The sequence below is a fragment of the Bacillus sp. DX3.1 genome (assembly GCF_030292155.1).
In the GTDB taxonomy this organism is placed as follows: Bacteria; Bacillota; Bacilli; order Bacillales; family Bacillaceae_G; genus Bacillus_A.
This window is the reverse complement of the sequence record NZ_CP128153.1, coordinates 2697226-2717770: the sequence shown is the minus strand read 5'-3', so window position 1 is coordinate 2717770 and position 20545 is coordinate 2697226. Positions and strand designations below refer to the sequence as shown.

Genomic DNA, 20545 nt, shown 5'->3' with positions numbered 1-20545 from the left:
ATTTTTAATGTACTTCCCGAAAGAAGTCCCATCTTCAAGCGCGTGACGGGCGATAGCCAAGCGATAAGGTGGGGATGAATTTCGGTTAGGCATCGCCTAACTGACTTGTAAGAATAACCAATTATGATTGTGATGCATACATTCAATATCCGATATATTCACTTGTTTATAAGATTTAGCAGGATTTTGTATATAATGGCCGTCCAAATCTTGCACATACACCATCTTCCCTGTAAATCCTGTCACGAATCCTATTTGTCCAAACGCTTTCACCTTATCACCTAGATACGTTGTGCCTACATACGGTGTATTTTTATTATTTCTTTTCGCTGTTCTATTTTTCGTTTTTCTTCCTTTTCTTGCAGTTGCTTCATGTAATGACCGTTTTTTCTTTCTAAATTGTTTGATGCGAAACTCACCACTTTGCTGATATTCTTGTAATTGTTTCGGATTGGTAATCGCAATCGCATCATTCACATGAGTTTTCGATAATCCTAATTCTTTTCGCTTCGGTGTTGTGTAACTGCCATACGTGATCTCACAATCTAAACGCTTCATGATTTGAAGCCGCAAAATATTCATAAAGGCGGTCTCTTTATACTGTTTTGGTTTCTTAAAAACGTGCTTGATTTTCCCTTGGTGGAATTTTTGATGACATTCTTCATGTACCGTCACGAGGTTATCTGCCATATCTGAACCGCCATTACGTCGCTCAATCACATGGTGCGTATGCAAAATGCCACCTTTTTCTTACAGATTTGACATGTATATTTGTCTCTCGCAAACACATAGTATCTTGTATTCCAAAAGCCAAATGTGTCTCCTTGTTGATATTCTTTTCCTTGTATATCAGGGTTCTTAAGCTTTTGTACATCAAACTTGCCAACTTCTACAATGACTGTTGGAGAAGTTAATAACGATTTGAATATTTCAATCCAATGAATGATGTTATCGGTTCGGCTTTGAATCGATGGGGGAAGCCAGCCTTCTTTCTTTTTTCGATTGAGAAAACGTGCTTTTCGGTAGCGGGTTTTACGTTGTCTTCGGCTTCTACGTAATGTGGCTCTAAGAGTAAGGTTCTCTTTCACATCCTGACGTAATTCAATGGTTCCTTTCGCTAGTACTTTTTCCTCTGTTGTAATCGCGACCCCCACATATTTCGCACCGCTATCGACACCAATTGTAACAGGTTGCACGGTTTCACCAGTGGCATACTGCAATTGAATGGTAAACGGTGTATACTTAACAATCTTAGCTTTTCCTTGTTTGAGAAGAAGCCGTGCCTTACGAGTACTGCAAGGCATGAGCGGTTCTCCTCGTAAATTCTTGACAAATACACGCATGTTTTGTCCCTCCTAAGAGTTTGTTTCCCTTCGCCAATGTTTGTAGGTGTTAGCAACTTCTTATGAAAGAAGGCTTGTGGTTGACCGTCCCTTCCCAACCAGAACTGTTACAGAGCCACCATAGAGCCAAGAACTAGAGAATTATTCTTGGGTATCACAACCTACGAACGTAGCCCACAAAAGGCTGAGGCTAGACAACCAGGGCTTTTTACAAGCCCCCACTTCAAAACGCGTTAGCGTTTAAGTGGGGGGTAGTTGACTGAAATTCAACTGAAACAACTAGAGAAAATGAAAATGTGGTGAAGGTATCCGAGCGTTCTATTCCTACCATGCCGACTTTAAAATAAAAGCAGTGAAAGAAAATCAGAGTGGTAAAGGTCCTAATCAAATCTTCCTACCCAATACATAAAGTCTCTTATAATCGAAAATAAAGCGTCTGATAGATACTTTCCTATATATAATAGGTGCACACATATACTATATTTTACTTAATCCGTCAATAGTATAGCGGTCTTACCAATATTTACTGATGGTATTTGTTCACTATTTCTTTAAACAAGTATGTGATATTTTAAACATAATTTGTATAGATGACTGTATTAAAATAAAAACAAATATGAAAAGGAAGGTAAACAAAATGTTATTTAATATAATCATTGAATTGGTTGCATCGTTTCTATTAGGAAAGGAGGACAACTAAAATAAAAAAATTATTAGCAGAGATCATGTGGACAGGACTAGTTACAATTGGTTTACTGACAGGTTGTGGAACTAATGTAAAAGAAGATTTAAAAGCATCTGAACAAAAAGCAATGCAAGAATTAAAACAAGCTGAAAAGATTAATGTAGAAACAAAAGAAGCACAATAAAAAGACATGGAATTTAATAACACAACTCATGCAAAAATGGAAGTTACAACAGAGGGCGTTATTATTACTGTAAAAGATAATGCCCCTATCAATAGTTGGGAAAACGTTGTAATGAATTCTTCTCACCAATTCTACTTTAATACAATGGAAGCCGCAAAAAGCAAAGGGTTCGAACTAAAGAAAGTTTTCATTATAGATTCAAACAATAACATTCTATTCCAAACTGAAATTAAGGACGTGAAATGAGATGAACTTTTCAGATAAATTAATTATAGGTGAATTGATTGCAGTTAGTAGAATATTTGAATTAAACGCTTATGATATGTTAGTAAAATTAGAAAATGGATCAATGGAATTATTTGAAACAAAGAAAGAGTTTCTAGAAAAATATAGTGAATTTGAAATTGAAAATTTAAATTGGTGTGAATTAAATAACGGAAAGGTATTTACAAAATTGAAAGAAGGAAAACAACAATGAAAAAGCAGCAGGATTCGTAGTAGTTGGGATGGTAATTGGTTCATTTATGGCAGGTGGAAAAGATACTACAACAACAACTTTTGCACTAATTTAGGTGTTAACATATATAATATTCTCTAAACATTACCCGGCTTCCATTTTTATTTTTTTGAAAATATAATTAGGCGGCAAGTAACTTTATATAACTTTCCTCCTACATATCAAAAATATCCTCTATAATTCAATTTTAAGCGATTTTAACACATTCCTAATATTTTTTAAAAACTACCTAATACATAAAGTCTCTTATAATCGAAAATAAAGCGACTGATAAATACTTTCCTATATATAATACGTACACACGTATACTATATTTTATTTAATCCGTCAATATTATAGTGGTCTTACCAATATTTACTGAAGGTATTTGTTCATTAGTTGTTCACAGTAATCTAATGTAATCTAATGTAATATACGTCTTGTAAAACAGATAACAACCTCTAAACACGCCAACTGAAACAATCACCACGCAACATTCTACGAAGCACAAACTAAGTAACAACCACCGCTAACTGTAAATAAAAGAGATGGTAAGATGAATAAAAAGGTTAGCATATCATTTAAAACAACTAACGAAGTTAAGCGGATGTTTGATGAATTAGTAGTGTATTACAGTGAAGATACTCATATTGAATTAAACCAGTCGCAAATGTTAGAAAGAATTATATGATTGAGTTATGCAAAAAGGATGCAGAAGTAACGGCTATATAGGTGGCTTGTGTCACCATTTTTCTTATAAAAATATGTGAAAAAGTGAACACGTTTAGTATATACATCTATATAACTTAGGGGTAGTACGGGTGGCAACAGAAATTATTAAGGAACTGAAAGTAAATAAAGAATTACTTCAACTAATTAAAGAAACCGCTGAAGGTATGAAGGTAATTGGATTCAATGACGACAAGTTTACCATTCACTATAGAGGTAAAGACGGTATGGCTATACTAAAAATCGTTTAAATGAAGCCTTAGAAGTATTTGAGTCTTATAAAAAGATTATCACAGAAGGGGGAATGAACAAATGTTATTTGCAACTGTATTAGAACTAGTATTAGCACTATTTATGAATGGGGACGATTGATAAACTGTATGGCAACGTACTACATTGTCATACAGTTTGGGATAAAAAATGAAGAATGTAAAATCATATGGTAAAGAAAAAATCTATATCATTAAGACTTACCAACGATTTAAGAGAGTAGACCACTATTCCGAGAAGACGGGTTTTAAAGTTAATCAAACTCAAAGACTAGAACATGCAGTACGTGAGTTACATGACAATATGTATAAAAAGGGGAAAAGTAATGGTGCAATACATCGCAGAGTTTTTCGCTACAGCGTTAATGGTAATTTTAGGTCTTGGTGTTATATCCAATGTACATTCAAAAGGAACTAAAGGTCATCAAAGTGGTTTTATGGTTGTTGCAACAGCTTGGGGATTTGCAGTAATGATTCCTGCAATAATCTTTGGTGGCATTAGTGGAAACCATATCAACCCTGCTTTCACTATTGCATTAGCAATTAACGGTCAATTCCCTTGGTCAGAGGTTATTCCATACGTTACAGCACAATTACTTGGTGCATTCGTTGGTGCATTCGTAGTATGGGTAATGTATAAACCGTTTATGGAACAAACAGAAGAGAAAGGAGAAGTTTTAGGATGTTTCGGTACAGTACCTGCTAAAGGAACTTCTAAGGCACGTGCTTTCACAGTTGAGTTTGTTGGTACATTCATTCTAGCATTCGGTGCATTAGGTATCATACACTCTCCACTTATGGGAGATAATAAATTACTTGCACACGTAGCAATCGGTTTTCTAGTATGGGGTATTGTTCTTTCATTAGGCGGTATCACTGGTTGTGCTTTAAACCCTGCAAGGGATCTAATGCCAAGACTTGTTCATATGATTATGCCAATCAAAGGTAAAGGTAAATCAAATTGGGGATATGCTTGGGTTCCAGTTGTAGCGCCAATCGTAGGTGCTACAGTAGCAGTATTCACTTACTTTCACATCTTTGGATAAATTAAAGGCATAGAATATGAAAAAGCTCCTTTCCTAATTGGAAAGGAGCTTTTCTTGTTATGTAAGTTTTGAAAATTATCCTTCGATAATTTCGTATTCTTCGTCTGCTAATAGTAAGATTTGTGTTTTTTTACCTTTGTTTTGTACTTCAATTACATCGTAAGTAGTTAAGTCTCTTAGTTTGTTTTGAGATACATTTACCATAACTTCAATAGAATCGATTAAAATATCTTCTTCAATGTAAGAATCAGGTAGAGCCATATCTTCAGTGTCTAATACACATGCGTATAGATTTTGTAAATCATCAGTAGTTGGGTTTTGTTCTTCTACATCTATGATGTTCTTTACTGCATCCATATTTTCTTCTTTTGGTTGATATACTTTAATTTTAGCCATGTTTCATTCTCCTTTATAACGTAATCGTAGAGGCTACAGTTTATTATAACGTTTTTTATAAGAAACATGAAATCGTAAGGAGAAATTATATGAAAAAATTGTTTGTAATACTACTCTAGCTAGAAAAGTAGAAGCTTTGTGAGTGCTACGAAGATATATGTAAGGATGGAAGGAGAAAAATATGAGTGGTATTGAAAGATTATATAATAATTGAAGGGGAATGGATAATGAGTAAAGTTTTATTAAGGCTTGGAACAATTTATCCCGCTATTTGAGGACTGTCTCATAGTCGGAAAATAGATTTATGAGACAGCCCCTTTTTGTTTGCCCTTCTTCAACTAAAAGAGAAGTTTAATTCAAAAAGGGTCAATTTCTATAAAAACGTATAAGACAAATAAGGTGTAAAATACTTTTGACACTTCGTTTGTTTTATTTTATCATATAGGTGTAAAAAGTTTTTTACACCTTGCAAATATGGCGGTGGTATATGGAATGGAAAACCGAATGAAGGAATACAGAGAAAAAAATAGTTTTTCACAAGGGGAATTAGCAAAGTTATGTAATGTAAGCAGACAGACGATTAACGCAATCGAGAACAACAAATATGATCCAAGTTTACAGCTGGCATTTGATATAGCAAAGCATTTAGGAATCACTATGGAGGATTTATTTATACCATCGGAGAATGGAGGGAAAAGGAATGGATAAATCAAAAAAAATCATTGTTGTTTTAACCTTTGCTGTTTTTTGTACGCTTGTGGGAATCACCGTATACAGATGGGTGCGATTTGGAACTATAGATGGTAGTTCTATATTCTTTAGTTTCCTTACCTTATCATATTTTCTTAATTCTCTTAATTGGGGCAACCATGAAGGAGCTAAAGAGAAAGACGAATTAGATCGGCATATTGAAACGCAGAGTGCGAAGATAGGTTATTTTGTGTTAATGATATTGTCAGGTTTGATTCTTTTTATTTCTGAAGGGGTATCTAATTTAAATGATATTGAGAATTATCCTTTACTTATTGTGGTCGGCCTTACATTTGTGACACTTCCAGTTACAGAGTTTATATATTCAAGGAAGTATAAATAATATATGCTACAACAAATAATGCAACCCCTAGTTGAAGAACGCAGCACAAAATAATCAATCTTTTTTATAAAAATTGATTCTATAAAATATGTTTAGAGTTTGTTTTGAGCAATCTTTTTTCAAAACAAGCTCATTCCTTTTGTTCAGTCATCAATGGTTATTAGCATCAATTTAAACAAACTTTATTTAAACCAACATTTGGTGTGCAAGCGTATAAAACAACATCAAGTGATTGAGAGAAGATTAAAACTTCATGTACCGTATGGGAAGGAATGTATGCACTATTTAAATAAAGAAGATCATTGGCTGTTTGGTAATGGCCAAAGGTTGTTTCTCTAAGGAAAAGGGCTCATGCACTCTTAAAAAATGAAACTTGATTACAATTATTCTGTCCGGATGATTAGCAAATTGAAACGGAAATACGTTGCAGTAGAAGTGGATTGGATTCAAAAGGTGAAGAGAAGTTAAAAAAACATGAAGAATTCACGCGAATTTATAATGGGAAGATGCCAGTAATCCATTTCTTTAGGTTTACAAAATACAGAGAAAAGAAATTGGAGCAACTGGCAGCTAAGTATGATTTGTTTGTATAACTCTCTGTATTAATAGCCCCAATATGGATGAATTGGAAATTGTTGTTGGTAATAAGGAGAGGGCTGCTGTGTATGCGTTTGGTTTTGATATGGTATATTGTGCATCTCATTTCGGTTTTGATTTTGATTACAGTTTTTTGGAGGACCAATTACGGTAGTAGATTGAATAGGTGATATCGCTTGTTTCCATTGTTGTTCATCGAGGCAATAAGTATGAGCCATTACATTTGATGGAGTTAATCTTAAAATATCAGATCCGAAAATAACTTCTGGAGTAGGGGCATTAAAAATGGCCAATAAATGTGTATTGTCAATAGAGGCAATTTCATAATGCCACCAGCCTTGCGGTATGTTGGCAACTTGACCTGGTTTTATAGGGAAATTAAGAATTTGATTCGTAAATGGGTTGAGTAATGAAACGACAGCTGCACCAGAAATACAGTAAACAAGTTCAGCGGCATTCTGATGTACATGAGGTTCTACAACATTATCCGCACTTAAAAAAATGTCTAGTAAAGAAGTATTTTCTAATGTATTCAATTGATTAATGCCCAACACATTTATATAATTGTGCTCATCTTTTTTAAAGAAATTACTTGTGCTTAGATCATGAGTGAAACGGGTAGAGGGAGAGGTGTAATCCATATAAGAAGTCATTTAATTTTCCTGCCCTTCTGTTTCGTAAGTGGTTTAGATATACGGAATAGGATATGAGTCTAGTTATTTTATTGTGCAGAAGGGATTGTAACTTTAGGGCTAAAACAAGGTACATAATTAATATTTGTGGCTGTTGAAATAAAAGTCGATTTCCCTAATAGTCATTATAAATAGAGTGAATTCTTTAACATTCCGTGCATAGAATATAGAATACTTTGATAACACTATCTCTTTCTTCATCATCGTTTTACGTATATAATTTAAAAGAGAATGGTCTTATTTTAGTATACTTATAAAAGAATAGAGGTTTAAGAATGAGCGTTAAAATTATTACGGATAGTGCGGCTGATTTACCAAAAGAATTGCTGCGTACTTACGATATAGATTTGATTCCACTTCGTGTATATGATGAAGCAGAAACTGAGTATTTAGACGGAGTAACATTAGAGTCGGTTCGCTTATTACAGAAAATGAGAGAAGGCGAAGTATATAAAACATCGCTACCATCATTAGAAGCGTTTCAAGAAACATTTGTTACATATGCTAAGCAAAATATTCCTTGTATTTATTTAGCTTTCTCATCTGAACTATCGGGTACATATCAATCTTCGGTCGTTATAAAAGAAGAAGTAAAAGAAACATATGCAGGTTTTGATTTAGAAATTATTGATACAAAATGCGCTTCACTTGGTCAAGGACTTGTAGTGTTAGAAGCAGCAAAAATGGCACAAAATGGTGCAACGAAAGAAGAAATTTTGAACCGTGTTGCTTTTCTAACAAAACATATGGAGCATATTTTCACAGTAGCTGATTTACAGTATTTAGTTCGAGGTGGCCGTTTAAGTAAAGTAGCTGGATTTATTGGTGGCTTATTAAATATTAAACCGATCTTAAATGTTGATGAAGGAAAGCTTGTTCCACTTGAAAAAGTGAGAGGCAGAAAGAAAGTCTTGAATCGAATCGTGGAAATAATGGATGAACGTGGAAAAGACTTAAAGAGTCAAACCATCGGAATTACACATGGTGACGACATAGAAAGTGCAAACGCACTAAAAGAATTAATCGTTGAAAAATTTGGTTGTGAAGTATTTGTAATAAATACAATTGGGGCCGTAATTGGAGCTCATACAGGACCAGGCGTTTTAACATTAGTATTCTTAAATGAGGTAGAGTAAAGGATTGATCATTTTGATCAATCCTTTTTTTAATGGTAAATGATATATGTATTTATAAGTTTTTAATATTTATTATTCTGAATATTTTATATATAATTAAATTTGTAAGTAAACTATATACGAAGAATCGAAAACTTATTATGGAGGTTTGTATGATCAATCAAACGGTACATCATCCAACACGCTGGGATTTAGATAGGTTGTATCCTGAAAATAAAGACCCTATTCTTTCCACAGAAATAGCAGCAATTCAACAGTTAATAGAAGAATATAAAGAAAATAAAGACTCGAAAATACTCTTTCAAATCATACAAAGAATTGAAAAAGCGGAGTATTACCATTACTGTCTTACTATCGAAAAAACTGATCAATCTGCAATCACTTTACTGCATACCAACATAAATAACCTCAAAACAGAAGCTCGTATACTATTACAAGACTCAAAAACTGATATGAGTAACTTCACTGAAAACAAAAATATCAATTTTATGAGAGATGAATTAAAAGCTTGGGAAGATATGTACATACAATTAAGAAACAAATTAGAAATTCACTATGATAATAAAGGAAATAAAGAGATACTTTCATTTGGTAAAGCAAATCATCTTGCTATGAACCATGAAAACATGAATACACGTTCAACTGTATTTCATTCTTTAACAGAGACATTGGAGCAGGAGAAAAATTTGTTTGCTTTAGTTCTCAATCACATGGGAAGATTACGAAATGTGAAAAATCAAATGTTGATAGAGAAAGATGTACTATCAGAATCGCTTCAAGTGAATGGGATCTCTCATCATGTATTATCTGAAATGTGGAATACAATCGAAGAGAACCTTGAAAAATTAACAAGTTTTCTAGATTTCCAAAAAAATAATTCAGACACATTAACATGGCATGAATTTATGACAACGGGAGAAAATGAACAGATTGAAATTCCTTTTTCAACAGGTGTGGAAGAAATATATGATGCGTTAAAAAATATTGATGAAGAACTAGCGCAATTTGCATTACAGGCAATTACATATGGATGGGTAGATGCAGAACCGAGAGACCGTAAATCATCAAGTGGATGTTGTGTTCCTTTTTTAAGTGAAAGGGAATCTAGAATTTCTTTACGCTATGATGGTACGCTTAATAGTGTAAGAATTTTAGCTCATGAATTAGGGCACGCTTGGCACTTTTATCAAATCAGTCAAAATCCGTCTAATTCCTTTTTAGATGATTATCTTCCAATGAGTATGGCTGAATCTGCATCTATTTTCTTTGAAATGGTACTTGTGGATCATTTGGTTGAAAAAACAGATCGTCGAGAGATAAAAAAAGAGTTACTTAACTGGAAAATTAGAAATAGCTTTAATTATTTGATGGCCATTCGAGCTTCATTTATGTTTGAACAGTCATTTTATGAAGAAAGAAAAAAAGGACCTTTAAGTGCGGATGGATTAGAGAAATTATCTATAGATTCACAACAAATCGCATATGGAAATCGATTAACTGAATATCAGCCTTTTGTTTGGATGAAATACGATCAATTTTATACTGCTAACGTTCCTTTTTATAATTACCCTTATACATTTGGTTATCTCTTAAGTCTAGGCTTATTAGAGATTGCAAAACAGGAAGGTAGTGAATTTAATCGTAAATATAAACTGTTCTTAAGTGACACAGGGAAAAGACCAGTTGAAGAGTTAGTGAACCAGTACTTTCAAATTGATCTTGCGAATCCTGATTTTTGGAGGGAATCATTACTTCAAATAAATAAAGATATTGATGATTACATACAGCTTGAAAAGGAAGAATTTTAAATTGATTGTTGGCTATATTTAAATAATTTAGCGAAGGTTGTACGATTTTAATAATATAGTGAATGTAAATAGAAGGGGAAATTCTATTAAATAAATTTGAAGAGGACTGTATTTGAACAGAATGTATAGTTAAACTTTATCAATTAGTAGATAAAAAGGGGAAATTCATTTGGAACTAAAGAACATAAATATTCATGAACGAATGAAGCATTACAATATACCGGGTTTAAGTATAGCCTTAATTAATAATGGTATCCTTGATTTGCAAGAAAGTTTTGGTGTACTAGAGGCGGGAACCAACAATAAAGTAAACAGTGACTCCATTTTCAATGCCTGTTCCATAAGTAAGTTTGCCACGGCAATGCTAGTATTAAAATTAACTGAACAAGGTATCCTTGACTTAGATGAGAATGTAAATGAACGGCTTATATCTTGGAAGGTTCCTGAAAATGTATGTACTCAATATAAAAAAGTTACTTTACGGACACTACTTAGTCATCAATCCGGGGTAATTGACCCTGAAGGAAGTTTTTGTGAATATGATTCTATTCAAGGCAACCCTACAATGCTTGACCTTCTTGAGGGTAGAAAATCATATTGTCCAGAACCTATTGAAGTTAAGTATGAACCTGAAAGTGATTTTCAATATTCAGACGCTGGTTTTTGTATAATAGAACAACTTATAGAAGACATTTCCGGAAAACCTTTTAAGCTATTAATGGATGAGTTGATATTTGAACCATTAAATATGAAAAATAGCAAGCTAGAATATTCTATACCAGAAGTAAAAAGAAATAATTTTGCTTGTGGACACAATAAAGATGGGAAATTATTGGGTGAAAAGTATCCAATATATCCATATCCAGCCGCTGCTGGACTTCGGACAACACCGACAGATTTAGCTATCTTGGTAATCGAATTAATTAATTCATTAAAAGGTAGTGGAAAACTTGGTCTTTCTGAAAGTATGATAAAGGAAATGTTAACACCTCAAGGGTGTTCAAAGTGGACTGGCCTAGGGATCTTTCTTGACAAATCAGGTCAAGAACTTGAAATTTCATCACTAGGTTGGGGAGTTGGATATCAATGTATGATGATTGCGTTTCCCTATTTAGAAACGGGTGCTGTTATTATGACAAATTCAGATTTAGGCATTCATCAAACTAAGGGTATAATTGGAGAAATAGTCAAGTCACTAGTACCACAATTAAATTAAATACAAAGATACGTTATTTCATTTAGGGTGCGTTTATTCTATAAGAAAGATGAGGGCTTAATGGAAGCCCTCTTTCCTATTTTCTAAAATCAACAATAAGCTTTAACAGAACCCAATTTTAATATACGTATTCAGTATGATTTGATTTTCAATTGTTTTAGCAAACCTTCAGGATGACCTTGCACATAATAAAAATGAGGATTATTTTCATCATCATAAATCATGATATACGGTTTTTCTTTAAGTGGAAGCAAAATGAGAACTTCATCTATATTCGTATGTATCCATTGATTTGTTATTGTAACAGGTTTGGATAAAGGGATTTTTATCATATGTCCGATTTTTGGAACAACATTCAGATTTCTGTATACACCAGTGATTGATTTTGCATATTGTATAGCTTCTTTTTGTATAGTCGTATCTAGAGATTGTTTTTGTATTACCATTTCTTTTTGACAGTCAAATACTTCAATCTGTTTATTTGTTTGTGCCATTGTATTTGTTGATAGAAAACAGATACATATTAAAGCGAAAAATACTTTTTTTAACATGATACAACACCTCATGATTAATATACCCTTGTATGATATAAATACTTTATTATCTAGCATTTACATAGATTTTCCTATGTTCAAATAAAAAGTTTAGTGTTACGGTTTGTAAAATTAGAAAGAGACCTTTTACAGAAAGAGATAATTAATATTGAATCGCTCGTTCATACCAGCATTCAAAAACATGAAATTGAATTACAGTCTAAAGGCATACAACTGCAAATAGATAGTCGTACGAAAGACATCTCCATTATTAGACACTTAACCATTGTTTTTTCATTTAACATCCTTATATGAAAATTTTTATTATAATCATTACTAAACCAGCTATTAATGCCGATATTGGCAGTGTAATAACCCAAGTCGTCACAATTTTTAGAGCGACTCCCCAATTTACACCCCGAACACGTTTAGCGGAACCGACACCTAAAATGGCAGATGAAGATACATGTGTAGTTGATACTGGTAGTCCTAACATAGTAGCACCTTGTAATACTGTAAATGATGTTAAATCTGCAGCAAATCCATTGATAGGTTGAACTTTAAATATTTTTTTAGCAACAGTTTTAATAATCCGCATTCCACCAACCGTTGTTCCTAGACCAATGGTCGCTGCACAAGTAACTTTTACCCAAAGTGGTACATCTAATGTGGTTTGGTAACCACCTGCTACTAAAGCAAAAACTATAATTCCCATTGTTTTTTGTCCATCATTTCCTCCATGAGAAAATGCAGCTAAACCAGAAGCTAAGACTTGAAACCCTCGAAAACCACGAGTTGCACGGTGAGGATTTACGTTTTTGAAGGCAATTGCTAATATTTTCATTAGAATGAATCCTACTATAAAAGCTAAAAAAGGAGAAATGATTAGGGCTTTTATAATATCTGTGAAACCTTTCCAGTTTATAGAATGTATTCCTGAGCCAAAAATAACAGCTCCAGCAACAGATCCGATTAAAGTGTGTGACGATGAAGAAGGAATCCCATAGTACCATGTAAACAGATTCCAAAATATAGCTGCAATAAGAGCGGCAATGACGATTAACAAGCCATTTTCAACCTGAAAAGGATCAGCAATTTTACCGCCAATCGATTTTGCTACGGCTTCTGATATTAAAGCACCTATAAAATTTAATACACCTGCATAAATAACCGCAAATCGTGGTGATAAAGCCTTTGTAGAAACTGACATTGCAATTGCGTTAGCCGTATCATGAAATCCATTAATGAATTCGAAAATTAAACCAAGAATAAGGATAACAATTATTGTTGTCATTAGAACCTCCACATATTTTTTGACTACATTAATTTTCACTCCAGAACTATATTAGGTTAAGCATTCTTCATGATAATGCTTTCTAATGTGTTGGCTACATTCTGACAGAAATCCGCAATGTTTTCGAGCTCTTCATAGATTTCTTTATATTGAATAATACGAATAGGGTCTTTTTCATTAGCAAACAGATTTTTAATGGATTCACGCAAAATCCCATCACATTTTGATTCCAAATCTTTAATTTTGATGGCATGATCCCTCATGTTTAGTAATTTCTTTGTTGCCAACATTTCAACCGCTGCCACAATTTCAGCAGTGCAATTACGAATGGCATCAACAAACTTAAGCATAAAATTATCAGCATTTACTATAGAATACATTTCAAATAGAGCAGCAGTATGTTCCAGCCCATCTAAAACATCATCCATGCTCAAGGTAAGAGATAAAATATCTTCTCGTTCAATGGAAGTAATGAAAGCATTGTGTAAATCTTTGATAACTTCATGAACCAAAGAATCCCCCTTCGATTCATATTCCTTCATTTTTTCAGAAAAAATTTTAAGGTCACTAACGTTTTTTAGTTTATAGTCCGCGAAATAATTAGCACTTTCTTTTAAATTTAAAGAAATATTACTTAAATGATCTGTAAACTTGTCTTTTTTTCTTATGGCCATGCTATTACCTCCACTTTGTCCAATGGGTTTAAATATCAAGCGTGAATAATACAGCCTTAATATTTCCTTGTAGCGCAATTTAATCCATGAATGTTTATTAAATTAAGGTCTCAAAACAATTAACCTCATATTAAGATAAACGGGTTGCGTTAGTTGAAGAAGACATATAAAAAGAACAAAAAATTAGGCCTTTTCTTTGTGTTAAATATCAACATTAATATTTAACACAGTCTAAAGCAAAAATGTTGATTTCCTGTAAGTGTTTTAAAAGGCAAAAAACAGCCATTTTCGTCACAAAAAAAGTGTCTCCCAAGCTAACTTTTTTAATTCGTCTTGAGATAACACTACATTATCAATCTTTATTCAAAAGCTACATTAGGTGGTGATTTTTATATCTCAAAGTACCAATAATTTATATTAACGAAGCCTTTTTTATAGATTTCTCAAACTCTTTCTGCGAAAATAACCGAATTTTCTGTTATTTTATTGTATATTGGAAGAGGAAGTGAAATTATACAAAAAGGGGGAAGGGATTTGAAGAAAAAACAGATTGCAATTGCAATATCCACAGCTTTGTCACTAACACTACTATCAGGAGTGTCTAGCATGACAGTACATGCAGAAAAGAAAGAGAATAGTTCAACTGAAGCGAATCTTCCGTTGAACGGGAAAGTGTTTGAAACGATAGCTGAATCAACAAAAATTCAACTAGAGAATGGAATGACAAAACCGATTTATTCACTTGACGAAGCAATTGTAGAGAATCTATATGTAGAAACAGAGATTGATAGTGATCGGGATGGTCAAAAAGATCGTGTATCTGTAAAGGTAATGCGCCCAAAAACAGAACCAGGTGTGAAAGTACCCGTTATTTATGAAATGAGTCCATATAGAGCAGGATTAAAAAATGTACCTGTATACAATGTTGATGAAGAGTTACATGCTGTCGGAGGAAAACCTTTCGCAGAACCAGTTAATCTCGGTTCTTATGGAAATTATTATGTTCCTCGTGGGTATGCGGTAATTTTAGGTGAAAGTATAGGTACTGGAAAATCAGACGGCTGTCCGACAACTGGTGATGAGCGAGAAATTCTTGGAACAAAATCAGTCATTGATTGGCTGAATGGAAGAGCAAACGCATATGCAGAAGATGGTAAACAAGTACAAGCTGAGTGGTCTACAGGAAATGTAGGAATGACAGGTGCTTCTTATAATGGAACATTACCGAATGCTGTCGCTGCAACGGGTGTAGAAGGATTAAAAACAATTATTCCAATTGCGGCTATTAGTAATTGGTATGATTATTATCGTGCGAATGGTGCAGTAATTGCCCCTGGAGGCTATCAAGGAGAAGATGCGGATAATATGGCCGAAGCTGTATTAACAAGAGAAAATCCTGAAGTATGTCAGAAAATAATAAAAGAACTTACAGATGGTCAAGACCGAAAAACTGGAGATTATAATGATTTTTGGGACAAGCGTAATTATGTGAAAGATGCTAAAAACGTAAAAGCAAGTGTGTTTGTTGTACATGGTTTAAATGATTGGAATGTAAAAACAAAGCAATTTTCACAGTGGTGGGATGCTCTTGAAAAAAATAATATTCCTCGTAAAATGTGGTTACATCAAGGTGGGCATGGAGGAACATCCAGCAATAATTGGCAACAAACACAAAATAAATGGTTTGATTATTGGTTGTATGGGATTGAAAATGGAATTATGGATGAGCCAATGGTAGATGTACAGCGTGAAAATAAAACATGGCAAAAGTTAAAAAATTGGCCTGATCCTGCCGCAGTTCCAACAAAAATGCGTTTGAATTTAAAAAATACTACTGCACAATTACCAGGAAAAATGGAGCCAGGCTTAAATAGACCACAAAATGTTCAATCATTATTAGATGATGCAAAAATCCAATCAAATCAATTAGTAGAAAATCCAGAATTAGAATCACCAAACCGTTTATTATATGTCACACCTACATTACAAAAAGAAATGCGTATAAGTGGCACACCTGAAATTTCAATACAAGCAAATCTTGATCGTCCTGTTTCAAACTTAACAGCTTTACTTGTTGATTATGGTGGAGTAAAGCCAGAAATTGTAACAAGAGGGTGGATGGATCCACAAAATTTAAATGGAAATGAGCAATCAACAGCACTTACACCAGGAAAAGATTATGCTTTTAAATGGGACATGCAGCCGGATGATTATGTATTCCCGGCAGGACATCAAATTGGAGTTGTGCTAATTTCTAGTGACTATGACTATACAATCCGCCCAAAAGCAGGAACAAAACTCACGGTAAAATTAAGTGAACTCATATTACCGATTGTAAAATAAACAAAGCCTCCATTTTTGGAGGTTTTTTATTTAGCAATAAAAGATATTCATAAATACATATGAATACTTTGATATAATGATGTTAAAAAATAGGAAAGGAAGATACATATGATCCGTGTATTCACTGAAAATGATCGAGAGTATGTAATTGAATCACATTATAAAATTTATAACAAAGAATACAATTATAATGAAACTTTCAAAGAATTTATTGCCAAAAGTGTAGATGATTACATGAAGAATAGTTGCAATTCACGAGAGTGTATTTGGATTCTAGAAGTAAATGGGCAAGAAAATGGTTCCATTGCCATAACAAAAGTAAATGAAGAAGTAGCACAATTAAGGTTGTTTCTTATTAACCCGCACTTAAGAGGAGGGGGATATGGGAAAAAACTAGTGGAAACAGCTATCGAGTTTGCTGAAAAACAAAATTATAAAGTCATAAAATTATGTACCAACCGTGACCTTAAAGCAGCAAGGTCTCTTTATGAAAAGTATGGATTTCAAATTGTAGATACAACAATGAAAGTATTATCAGATCAAGAGGTAATTGAAGAAATATGGGAACTAAAACTATCATAAAACTCATGATATCCACTATCATATAATTATATTGGTATAATCAATAATTTATTATATAATATTTCTATATTAATAATAGATAAAATGACAATTAACTTTAACTACAAGGAGTATTCTATTATATGAAAAATATAGATTTTATATTGGAAAGCGATGTAGCATTAAAACCCTCTGAACGACTTGTATTATTATTGCTAGAAAAACATAAAATATTGTATACGAACGATTTACTGGTATTATCGAATTTATCATATAAAACACTAACAGATTCTTTAACAAGGCTCGTTATGAAATCTTATATAGTAAAAGAGACAGGAAAAGGGAGAAGGCAAAATTGTTATAGATTAATATAGTTTCATGTAAGATTTTCTGATTAAAAATGATTAAATCTTGATAATAAATCAAATGAAAACTAAAATATTATTTTTCTATTTATTTGAAAAGTTTGCTTTTGTTTACGAATAAAATGCTCCTAATTATAATTAAATTTAAAAATATTGGATAAAAAACAATGCGAAAATAAACTGTAGCAACTTCACAATCTAATAAATCGTCAATTAAAAAATATAAAAGTATGTGTTAGTCATGATTCATATATCCTTTGTAGGTTGAAGGTAAAACCTACAAAGGATATATGAGTATTATGCCGATGTACATAATGATAAATGAGGATCATAAATTTTATACATCCGGACGAAGTAATATAAAAAGATAATAGGAAGAGGGAATGACCAATTATCTAGGTAGTATAAATATTTTTAAATAAAAACAATAAATTATTGTTTAAAAATTACATAATAATTTATCGTTTTTATTCATTTTATTTTTACTTTATGGATAGAAATCTTATTAGAAAGAGTAGATACAATAAAAAACATAATATAATTATTGTAAGCTAATTAACGTAACTGATAGTAACATATGTACACCTTTTAAAATTCATCTTCTCCAATTAAACCCCCAGTATCCTGATCTTTCATCAACTTTTGCTTTAAGTAATTTCCTTTCGTTGTACGATTATCTTTATGATCAACTGCTGCTTCAATTTGACGGGGTGCTAATTGTTTATCCCGCATTATCGGGCAGTAATATCCCTACCTCAAAGTTCAGCGAAAAGCAAAGAAGTTAGGTGGGGGATAAACTGCCCGTAAAAGCCCGATTGGTTCAACTAATAATCAGCGGGGGATGAAAAAAAAACACTGATTAAAGTTTCACTTTATAGTCATATAAATATTGCACATAGAAATGTCTAAAGAAATGAGGTGTTATCTTTATTTCTTTCGTAAATTTGAGATTAGTTTCTTGAATGATTTTCGTTATTATTTTCTATTAAATTAGACTCCATTTTAAATCAAATCTTTTTTAATTTATGATTAAATTCTCTATAAAAAAATAAATGATAGATCTTTCATTTATCTGAAAGATTATGTAGTAAAAATACAATAATAAAAGAAAACCATAGAAAATCACACATTTTTACGGTTTTCTTTTATTATAAAAATTAATTATCATTACGTTGAATTACAAAAATAAAAATACGTTTTTGTATTCTATTTTTATATAAAAATAGAATGAATGTGTATTTAATAATGTTTAATTTTTGGATAGAAAGGGTTTAAATATATGTACAATGAAACAGGTAATCAATATTTAGATACAAACCAAGTGAAAGAGTATCTGGATATTACGAACTTATTGATAATTTTATTACGAATGCGATTCGAGAAAAACTAGAACGCTATGCAATTAAATATTAAAAGACTTATCGATACGATAAGTCTTTTAATATACAAAAAAATTGGTTTGATAAAAAAACGGCCTTTCAAATCGACGTGTACTATTCTTTCATCAACCTTATAATAGGATAGTACTTAATACGCATAAAACGTGTTCAGGGGATTAATAAGACCTTTAAATAACTTTTATTAAAAATAGAATGAAAAGAATATTAGAATAGCAAGTGTTCATTATCAATAATAATATTATGTTAACAACAATTGTGTCTGAAAAGGAATATTTATATTTTTGTTGAAATATATGTAGTTGGAAAAATGAATAGTTGTAATGTGTGGAATACATAGATAGGAGGAGAAATGATGAATCAAATTGCTACGATTACAAATGCGGTAATAAACGGCGAGTATGAAAAAGTGAGTGAATTGGTAAACAAAGATCAGTCACTCGTTGATTCTTTCAGTGAAGATGGGTGGACGCCATTACACTTAGCTGCTTATTTTGGCCACATAGAAATTGCGAGTTTATTGCTGGAAAAGGGTGCAACTCTTCATGTGAAAGAAAAGAATCGCAATGGAAATACACCTCTTCAAGCAGCTGTTGCGAATAAAAAAATTAGTTTAGTTGAGTTTTTAATTGATCGTGGTGCGAATATAAATGTAACACAAAGTGGTGGATGGACAAGCCTTCATGAAGCTACATTACTAGGGGATGAAGAACTTGTAAAACTGTTAATTGAAAAGGGCGCTGATATAAGCATAAAGAGAGATGATGGAAAAACAGCTTTTGATATTGCGTTAGAAAAAGAGCATCAACATCTTTTACATCTTGTACAAAATTAATTGAATGATAGCAAAGTGAATATATACTTATATAAATACAAATTAAAAAACTGACATAAAACTCTTCTTTTTAGGTGGGAGAGAGCGTCCGCCATGCATAGAAGCGGTCAGATCCTTTTCCTGCCCAGACATAGTGAAAACAAAGAGAGAAAACGAGTGCAGGTCACCTTTTGTTATCCATAGCCGCGGCTATATGCCGAAAAATCAAAATGGATTTATATAGAAAAAGGGGCGATGAAAATGAAGAATCATTGGACTGTTGGAATTTTATTATTCAATGAAGTAGAAGTATTGGATTTTGCAGGTCCATTTGAAGTTTTTTCCGTTACAGCTGAAAAGAATGGGAACCAACCGTTTACAGTTCATACTGTTACGCAAGATGGAAAAGCGATAAAAGCGAGAAATGGATTAATTGTGCTACCTGATTATAGTATTTTAGATATGCCAACAGTGGATATATTAATTATTCCTGGTGGGTTAGGTGTACGAGAATATGAAATTAAAAATGAAAATATTATAAATTGGATTCGTGAACAAATGAAAGAAGTAAAATTAATGGCTTCTGTTTGTACAGGGGCTTTACTTCTTGCGAAGGCGGGTTTACTGGATTATAAAAAGGCGACAACACACTGGGCAAGTATTGAATTGTTTAGGAGTGAATTTCCAAATGTTGAAGTGATTGAGAATGTTAAATATGTAGATGAGGGACATATTATCACTTCTGGAGGAATTTCTGCGGGTATCAATATGTCATTTCATATCATTAAAAACTTATTAGGTGTAGAAATTGCAGAAAGAACAGCAAAAAGAATGGAATATGATATAGATCTTTATGTATAGATAAAAAATCATC

23 protein-coding genes and 2 pseudogenes are annotated in these 20545 nt (G+C 32.6%); 16 read left to right on the top strand and 9 right to left on the bottom strand.

Annotation, left to right across the window (positions count from 1 at the left end; genetic code table 11):
* Positions 1-96: 96 nt before the first annotated feature.
* Both QRE67_RS13375 and iscB read right to left on the bottom strand, forming a co-directional pair.
* A complete protein-coding gene (locus QRE67_RS13375; RefSeq protein ID WP_286120653.1) occupies positions 97-735 on the bottom strand; it encodes an HNH endonuclease in 639 nt (212 codons plus the stop codon).
* Positions 717-1343: an RNA-guided endonuclease IscB gene (iscB, locus tag QRE67_RS13370; RefSeq protein WP_286120652.1), complete on the bottom strand. Its 627-nt coding sequence runs from the start codon at positions 1341-1343 to the stop codon at positions 717-719. Before iscB ends, QRE67_RS13375 begins: the two co-directional genes overlap by 19 nt.
* Positions 1344-2068: 725 nt before the next feature.
* On the opposite strand from iscB, the gene QRE67_RS13365 reads away from it, so the two are divergent.
* From QRE67_RS13365 to QRE67_RS13345, 5 genes are all read left to right on the top strand, one after another.
* Positions 2069-2212 carry a hypothetical protein gene (locus tag QRE67_RS13365; protein WP_286120651.1) on the top strand — a complete coding sequence of 48 codons (144 nt, stop codon included), beginning with the start codon at positions 2069-2071 and terminating at the stop codon, positions 2210-2212.
* 6 nt (positions 2213-2218) lie between these two features.
* Positions 2219-2458 carry a hypothetical protein gene (locus QRE67_RS13360; protein WP_286120650.1) on the top strand — a complete coding sequence of 80 codons (240 nt, stop codon included), beginning with the start codon at positions 2219-2221 and terminating at the stop codon, positions 2456-2458.
* 1 nt (position 2459) lies between these two features.
* On the top strand, positions 2460-2690 hold the full coding sequence (locus tag QRE67_RS13355) for a hypothetical protein (RefSeq protein ID WP_286120649.1): 231 nt from the start codon (positions 2460-2462) through the stop codon (positions 2688-2690).
* 839 nt (positions 2691-3529) lie between these two features.
* Positions 3530-3688 (top strand): hypothetical protein, encoded by a 159-nt coding sequence (locus tag QRE67_RS13350; protein ID WP_286120648.1) that lies wholly within the window; start codon positions 3530-3532, stop codon positions 3686-3688.
* 344 nt (positions 3689-4032) lie between these two features.
* On the top strand, positions 4033-4752 hold the full coding sequence (locus tag QRE67_RS13345; protein ID WP_286120647.1) for an MIP/aquaporin family protein: 720 nt from the start codon (positions 4033-4035) through the stop codon (positions 4750-4752).
* A gap of 75 nt (positions 4753-4827) precedes the next feature.
* Here QRE67_RS13345 and QRE67_RS13340 read toward each other — a convergent pair whose 3' ends face one another.
* Positions 4828-5148, bottom strand: coding sequence for a hypothetical protein (locus tag QRE67_RS13340; protein WP_286120646.1), 321 nt, complete (start codon positions 5146-5148; stop codon positions 4828-4830).
* Between the two features lie 492 nt (positions 5149-5640).
* Between QRE67_RS13340 and QRE67_RS13335 the strand changes: the two genes are divergently transcribed.
* The 3 genes and pseudogenes from QRE67_RS13335 (at position 5641) to QRE67_RS13325 (ending at position 6834) form a co-directional block, all read left to right on the top strand.
* Positions 5641-5856, top strand: coding sequence for a helix-turn-helix transcriptional regulator (locus QRE67_RS13335; protein ID WP_286120645.1), 216 nt, complete (start codon positions 5641-5643; stop codon positions 5854-5856).
* Positions 5849-6241: a DUF2178 domain-containing protein gene (locus tag QRE67_RS13330; protein WP_286120644.1), complete on the top strand. Its 393-nt coding sequence runs from the start codon at positions 5849-5851 to the stop codon at positions 6239-6241. Before QRE67_RS13335 ends, QRE67_RS13330 begins: the two co-directional genes overlap by 8 nt.
* A gap of 276 nt (positions 6242-6517) precedes the next feature.
* Positions 6518-6834, top strand: a pseudogene (locus QRE67_RS13325) (hypothetical protein).
* A 9-nt stretch (positions 6835-6843) separates the two neighbouring features.
* Here QRE67_RS13325 and QRE67_RS13320 read toward each other — a convergent pair.
* Positions 6844-7491, bottom strand: a complete 648-nt coding sequence (locus QRE67_RS13320) for a cupin domain-containing protein (RefSeq protein WP_286120643.1) — start codon at positions 7489-7491, stop codon at positions 6844-6846.
* A 314-nt stretch (positions 7492-7805) separates the two neighbouring features.
* Between QRE67_RS13320 and QRE67_RS13315 the strand changes: the two genes are divergently transcribed.
* The 3 genes from QRE67_RS13315 to QRE67_RS13305 all read left to right on the top strand — a co-directional run bounded on the left by QRE67_RS13315 (position 7806) and on the right by QRE67_RS13305 (position 11690).
* On the top strand, positions 7806-8666 hold the full coding sequence (locus QRE67_RS13315) for a DegV family protein (protein ID WP_286120642.1): 861 nt from the start codon (positions 7806-7808) through the stop codon (positions 8664-8666).
* Between the two features lie 155 nt (positions 8667-8821).
* A complete protein-coding gene (locus QRE67_RS13310; protein ID WP_286125282.1) occupies positions 8822-10474 on the top strand; it encodes a M3 family metallopeptidase in 1653 nt (550 codons plus the stop codon).
* Positions 10475-10643: 169 nt separating this feature from the next.
* Complete coding sequence (locus QRE67_RS13305; protein ID WP_286120641.1) at positions 10644-11690, top strand: serine hydrolase domain-containing protein; 1047 nt, start codon at positions 10644-10646, stop codon at positions 11688-11690.
* Between the two features lie 131 nt (positions 11691-11821).
* Here QRE67_RS13305 and QRE67_RS13300 read toward each other — a convergent pair whose 3' ends face one another.
* From QRE67_RS13300 to QRE67_RS13290, 3 genes are all read right to left on the bottom strand, one after another.
* On the bottom strand, positions 11822-12241 hold the full coding sequence (locus QRE67_RS13300) for a hypothetical protein (protein WP_286120640.1): 420 nt from the start codon (positions 12239-12241) through the stop codon (positions 11822-11824).
* A gap of 289 nt (positions 12242-12530) precedes the next feature.
* On the bottom strand, positions 12531-13517 hold the full coding sequence (locus tag QRE67_RS13295) for an inorganic phosphate transporter (protein WP_286120639.1): 987 nt from the start codon (positions 13515-13517) through the stop codon (positions 12531-12533).
* A gap of 56 nt (positions 13518-13573) precedes the next feature.
* On the bottom strand, positions 13574-14191 hold the full coding sequence (locus QRE67_RS13290) for a DUF47 domain-containing protein (RefSeq protein WP_286120638.1): 618 nt from the start codon (positions 14189-14191) through the stop codon (positions 13574-13576).
* Between the two features lie 534 nt (positions 14192-14725).
* On the opposite strand from QRE67_RS13290, the gene QRE67_RS13285 reads away from it, so the two are divergent.
* The 3 genes from QRE67_RS13285 to QRE67_RS13275 all read left to right on the top strand — a co-directional run bounded on the left by QRE67_RS13285 (position 14726) and on the right by QRE67_RS13275 (position 17469).
* Complete coding sequence (locus QRE67_RS13285) at positions 14726-16534, top strand: Xaa-Pro dipeptidyl-peptidase (protein WP_286120637.1); 1809 nt, start codon at positions 14726-14728, stop codon at positions 16532-16534.
* 108 nt (positions 16535-16642) lie between these two features.
* A complete protein-coding gene (locus QRE67_RS13280; protein ID WP_286120636.1) occupies positions 16643-17116 on the top strand; it encodes a GNAT family N-acetyltransferase in 474 nt (157 codons plus the stop codon).
* Between the two features lie 122 nt (positions 17117-17238).
* Positions 17239-17469, top strand: coding sequence for a hypothetical protein (locus QRE67_RS13275; protein WP_286120635.1), 231 nt, complete (start codon positions 17239-17241; stop codon positions 17467-17469).
* A 579-nt stretch (positions 17470-18048) separates the two neighbouring features.
* Here QRE67_RS13275 and QRE67_RS13270 read toward each other — a convergent pair.
* Both QRE67_RS13270 and QRE67_RS13265 read right to left on the bottom strand, forming a co-directional pair.
* A complete protein-coding gene (locus QRE67_RS13270) occupies positions 18049-18192 on the bottom strand; it encodes a hypothetical protein (RefSeq protein ID WP_483298679.1) in 144 nt (47 codons plus the stop codon).
* A 139-nt stretch (positions 18193-18331) separates the two neighbouring features.
* Positions 18332-18436: pseudogene (locus tag QRE67_RS13265) on the bottom strand (site-specific integrase); the annotation flags it as partial.
* Positions 18437-19212: 776 nt separating this feature from the next.
* Between QRE67_RS13265 and QRE67_RS13260 the strand changes: the two are divergent.
* Positions 19213-19692: an ankyrin repeat domain-containing protein gene (locus QRE67_RS13260; protein ID WP_286125281.1), complete on the top strand. Its 480-nt coding sequence runs from the start codon at positions 19213-19215 to the stop codon at positions 19690-19692.
* Between the two features lie 240 nt (positions 19693-19932).
* On the top strand, positions 19933-20532 hold the full coding sequence (locus tag QRE67_RS13255) for a DJ-1/PfpI family protein (RefSeq protein WP_286120634.1): 600 nt from the start codon (positions 19933-19935) through the stop codon (positions 20530-20532).
* Positions 20533-20545 lie beyond the last annotated feature (13 nt).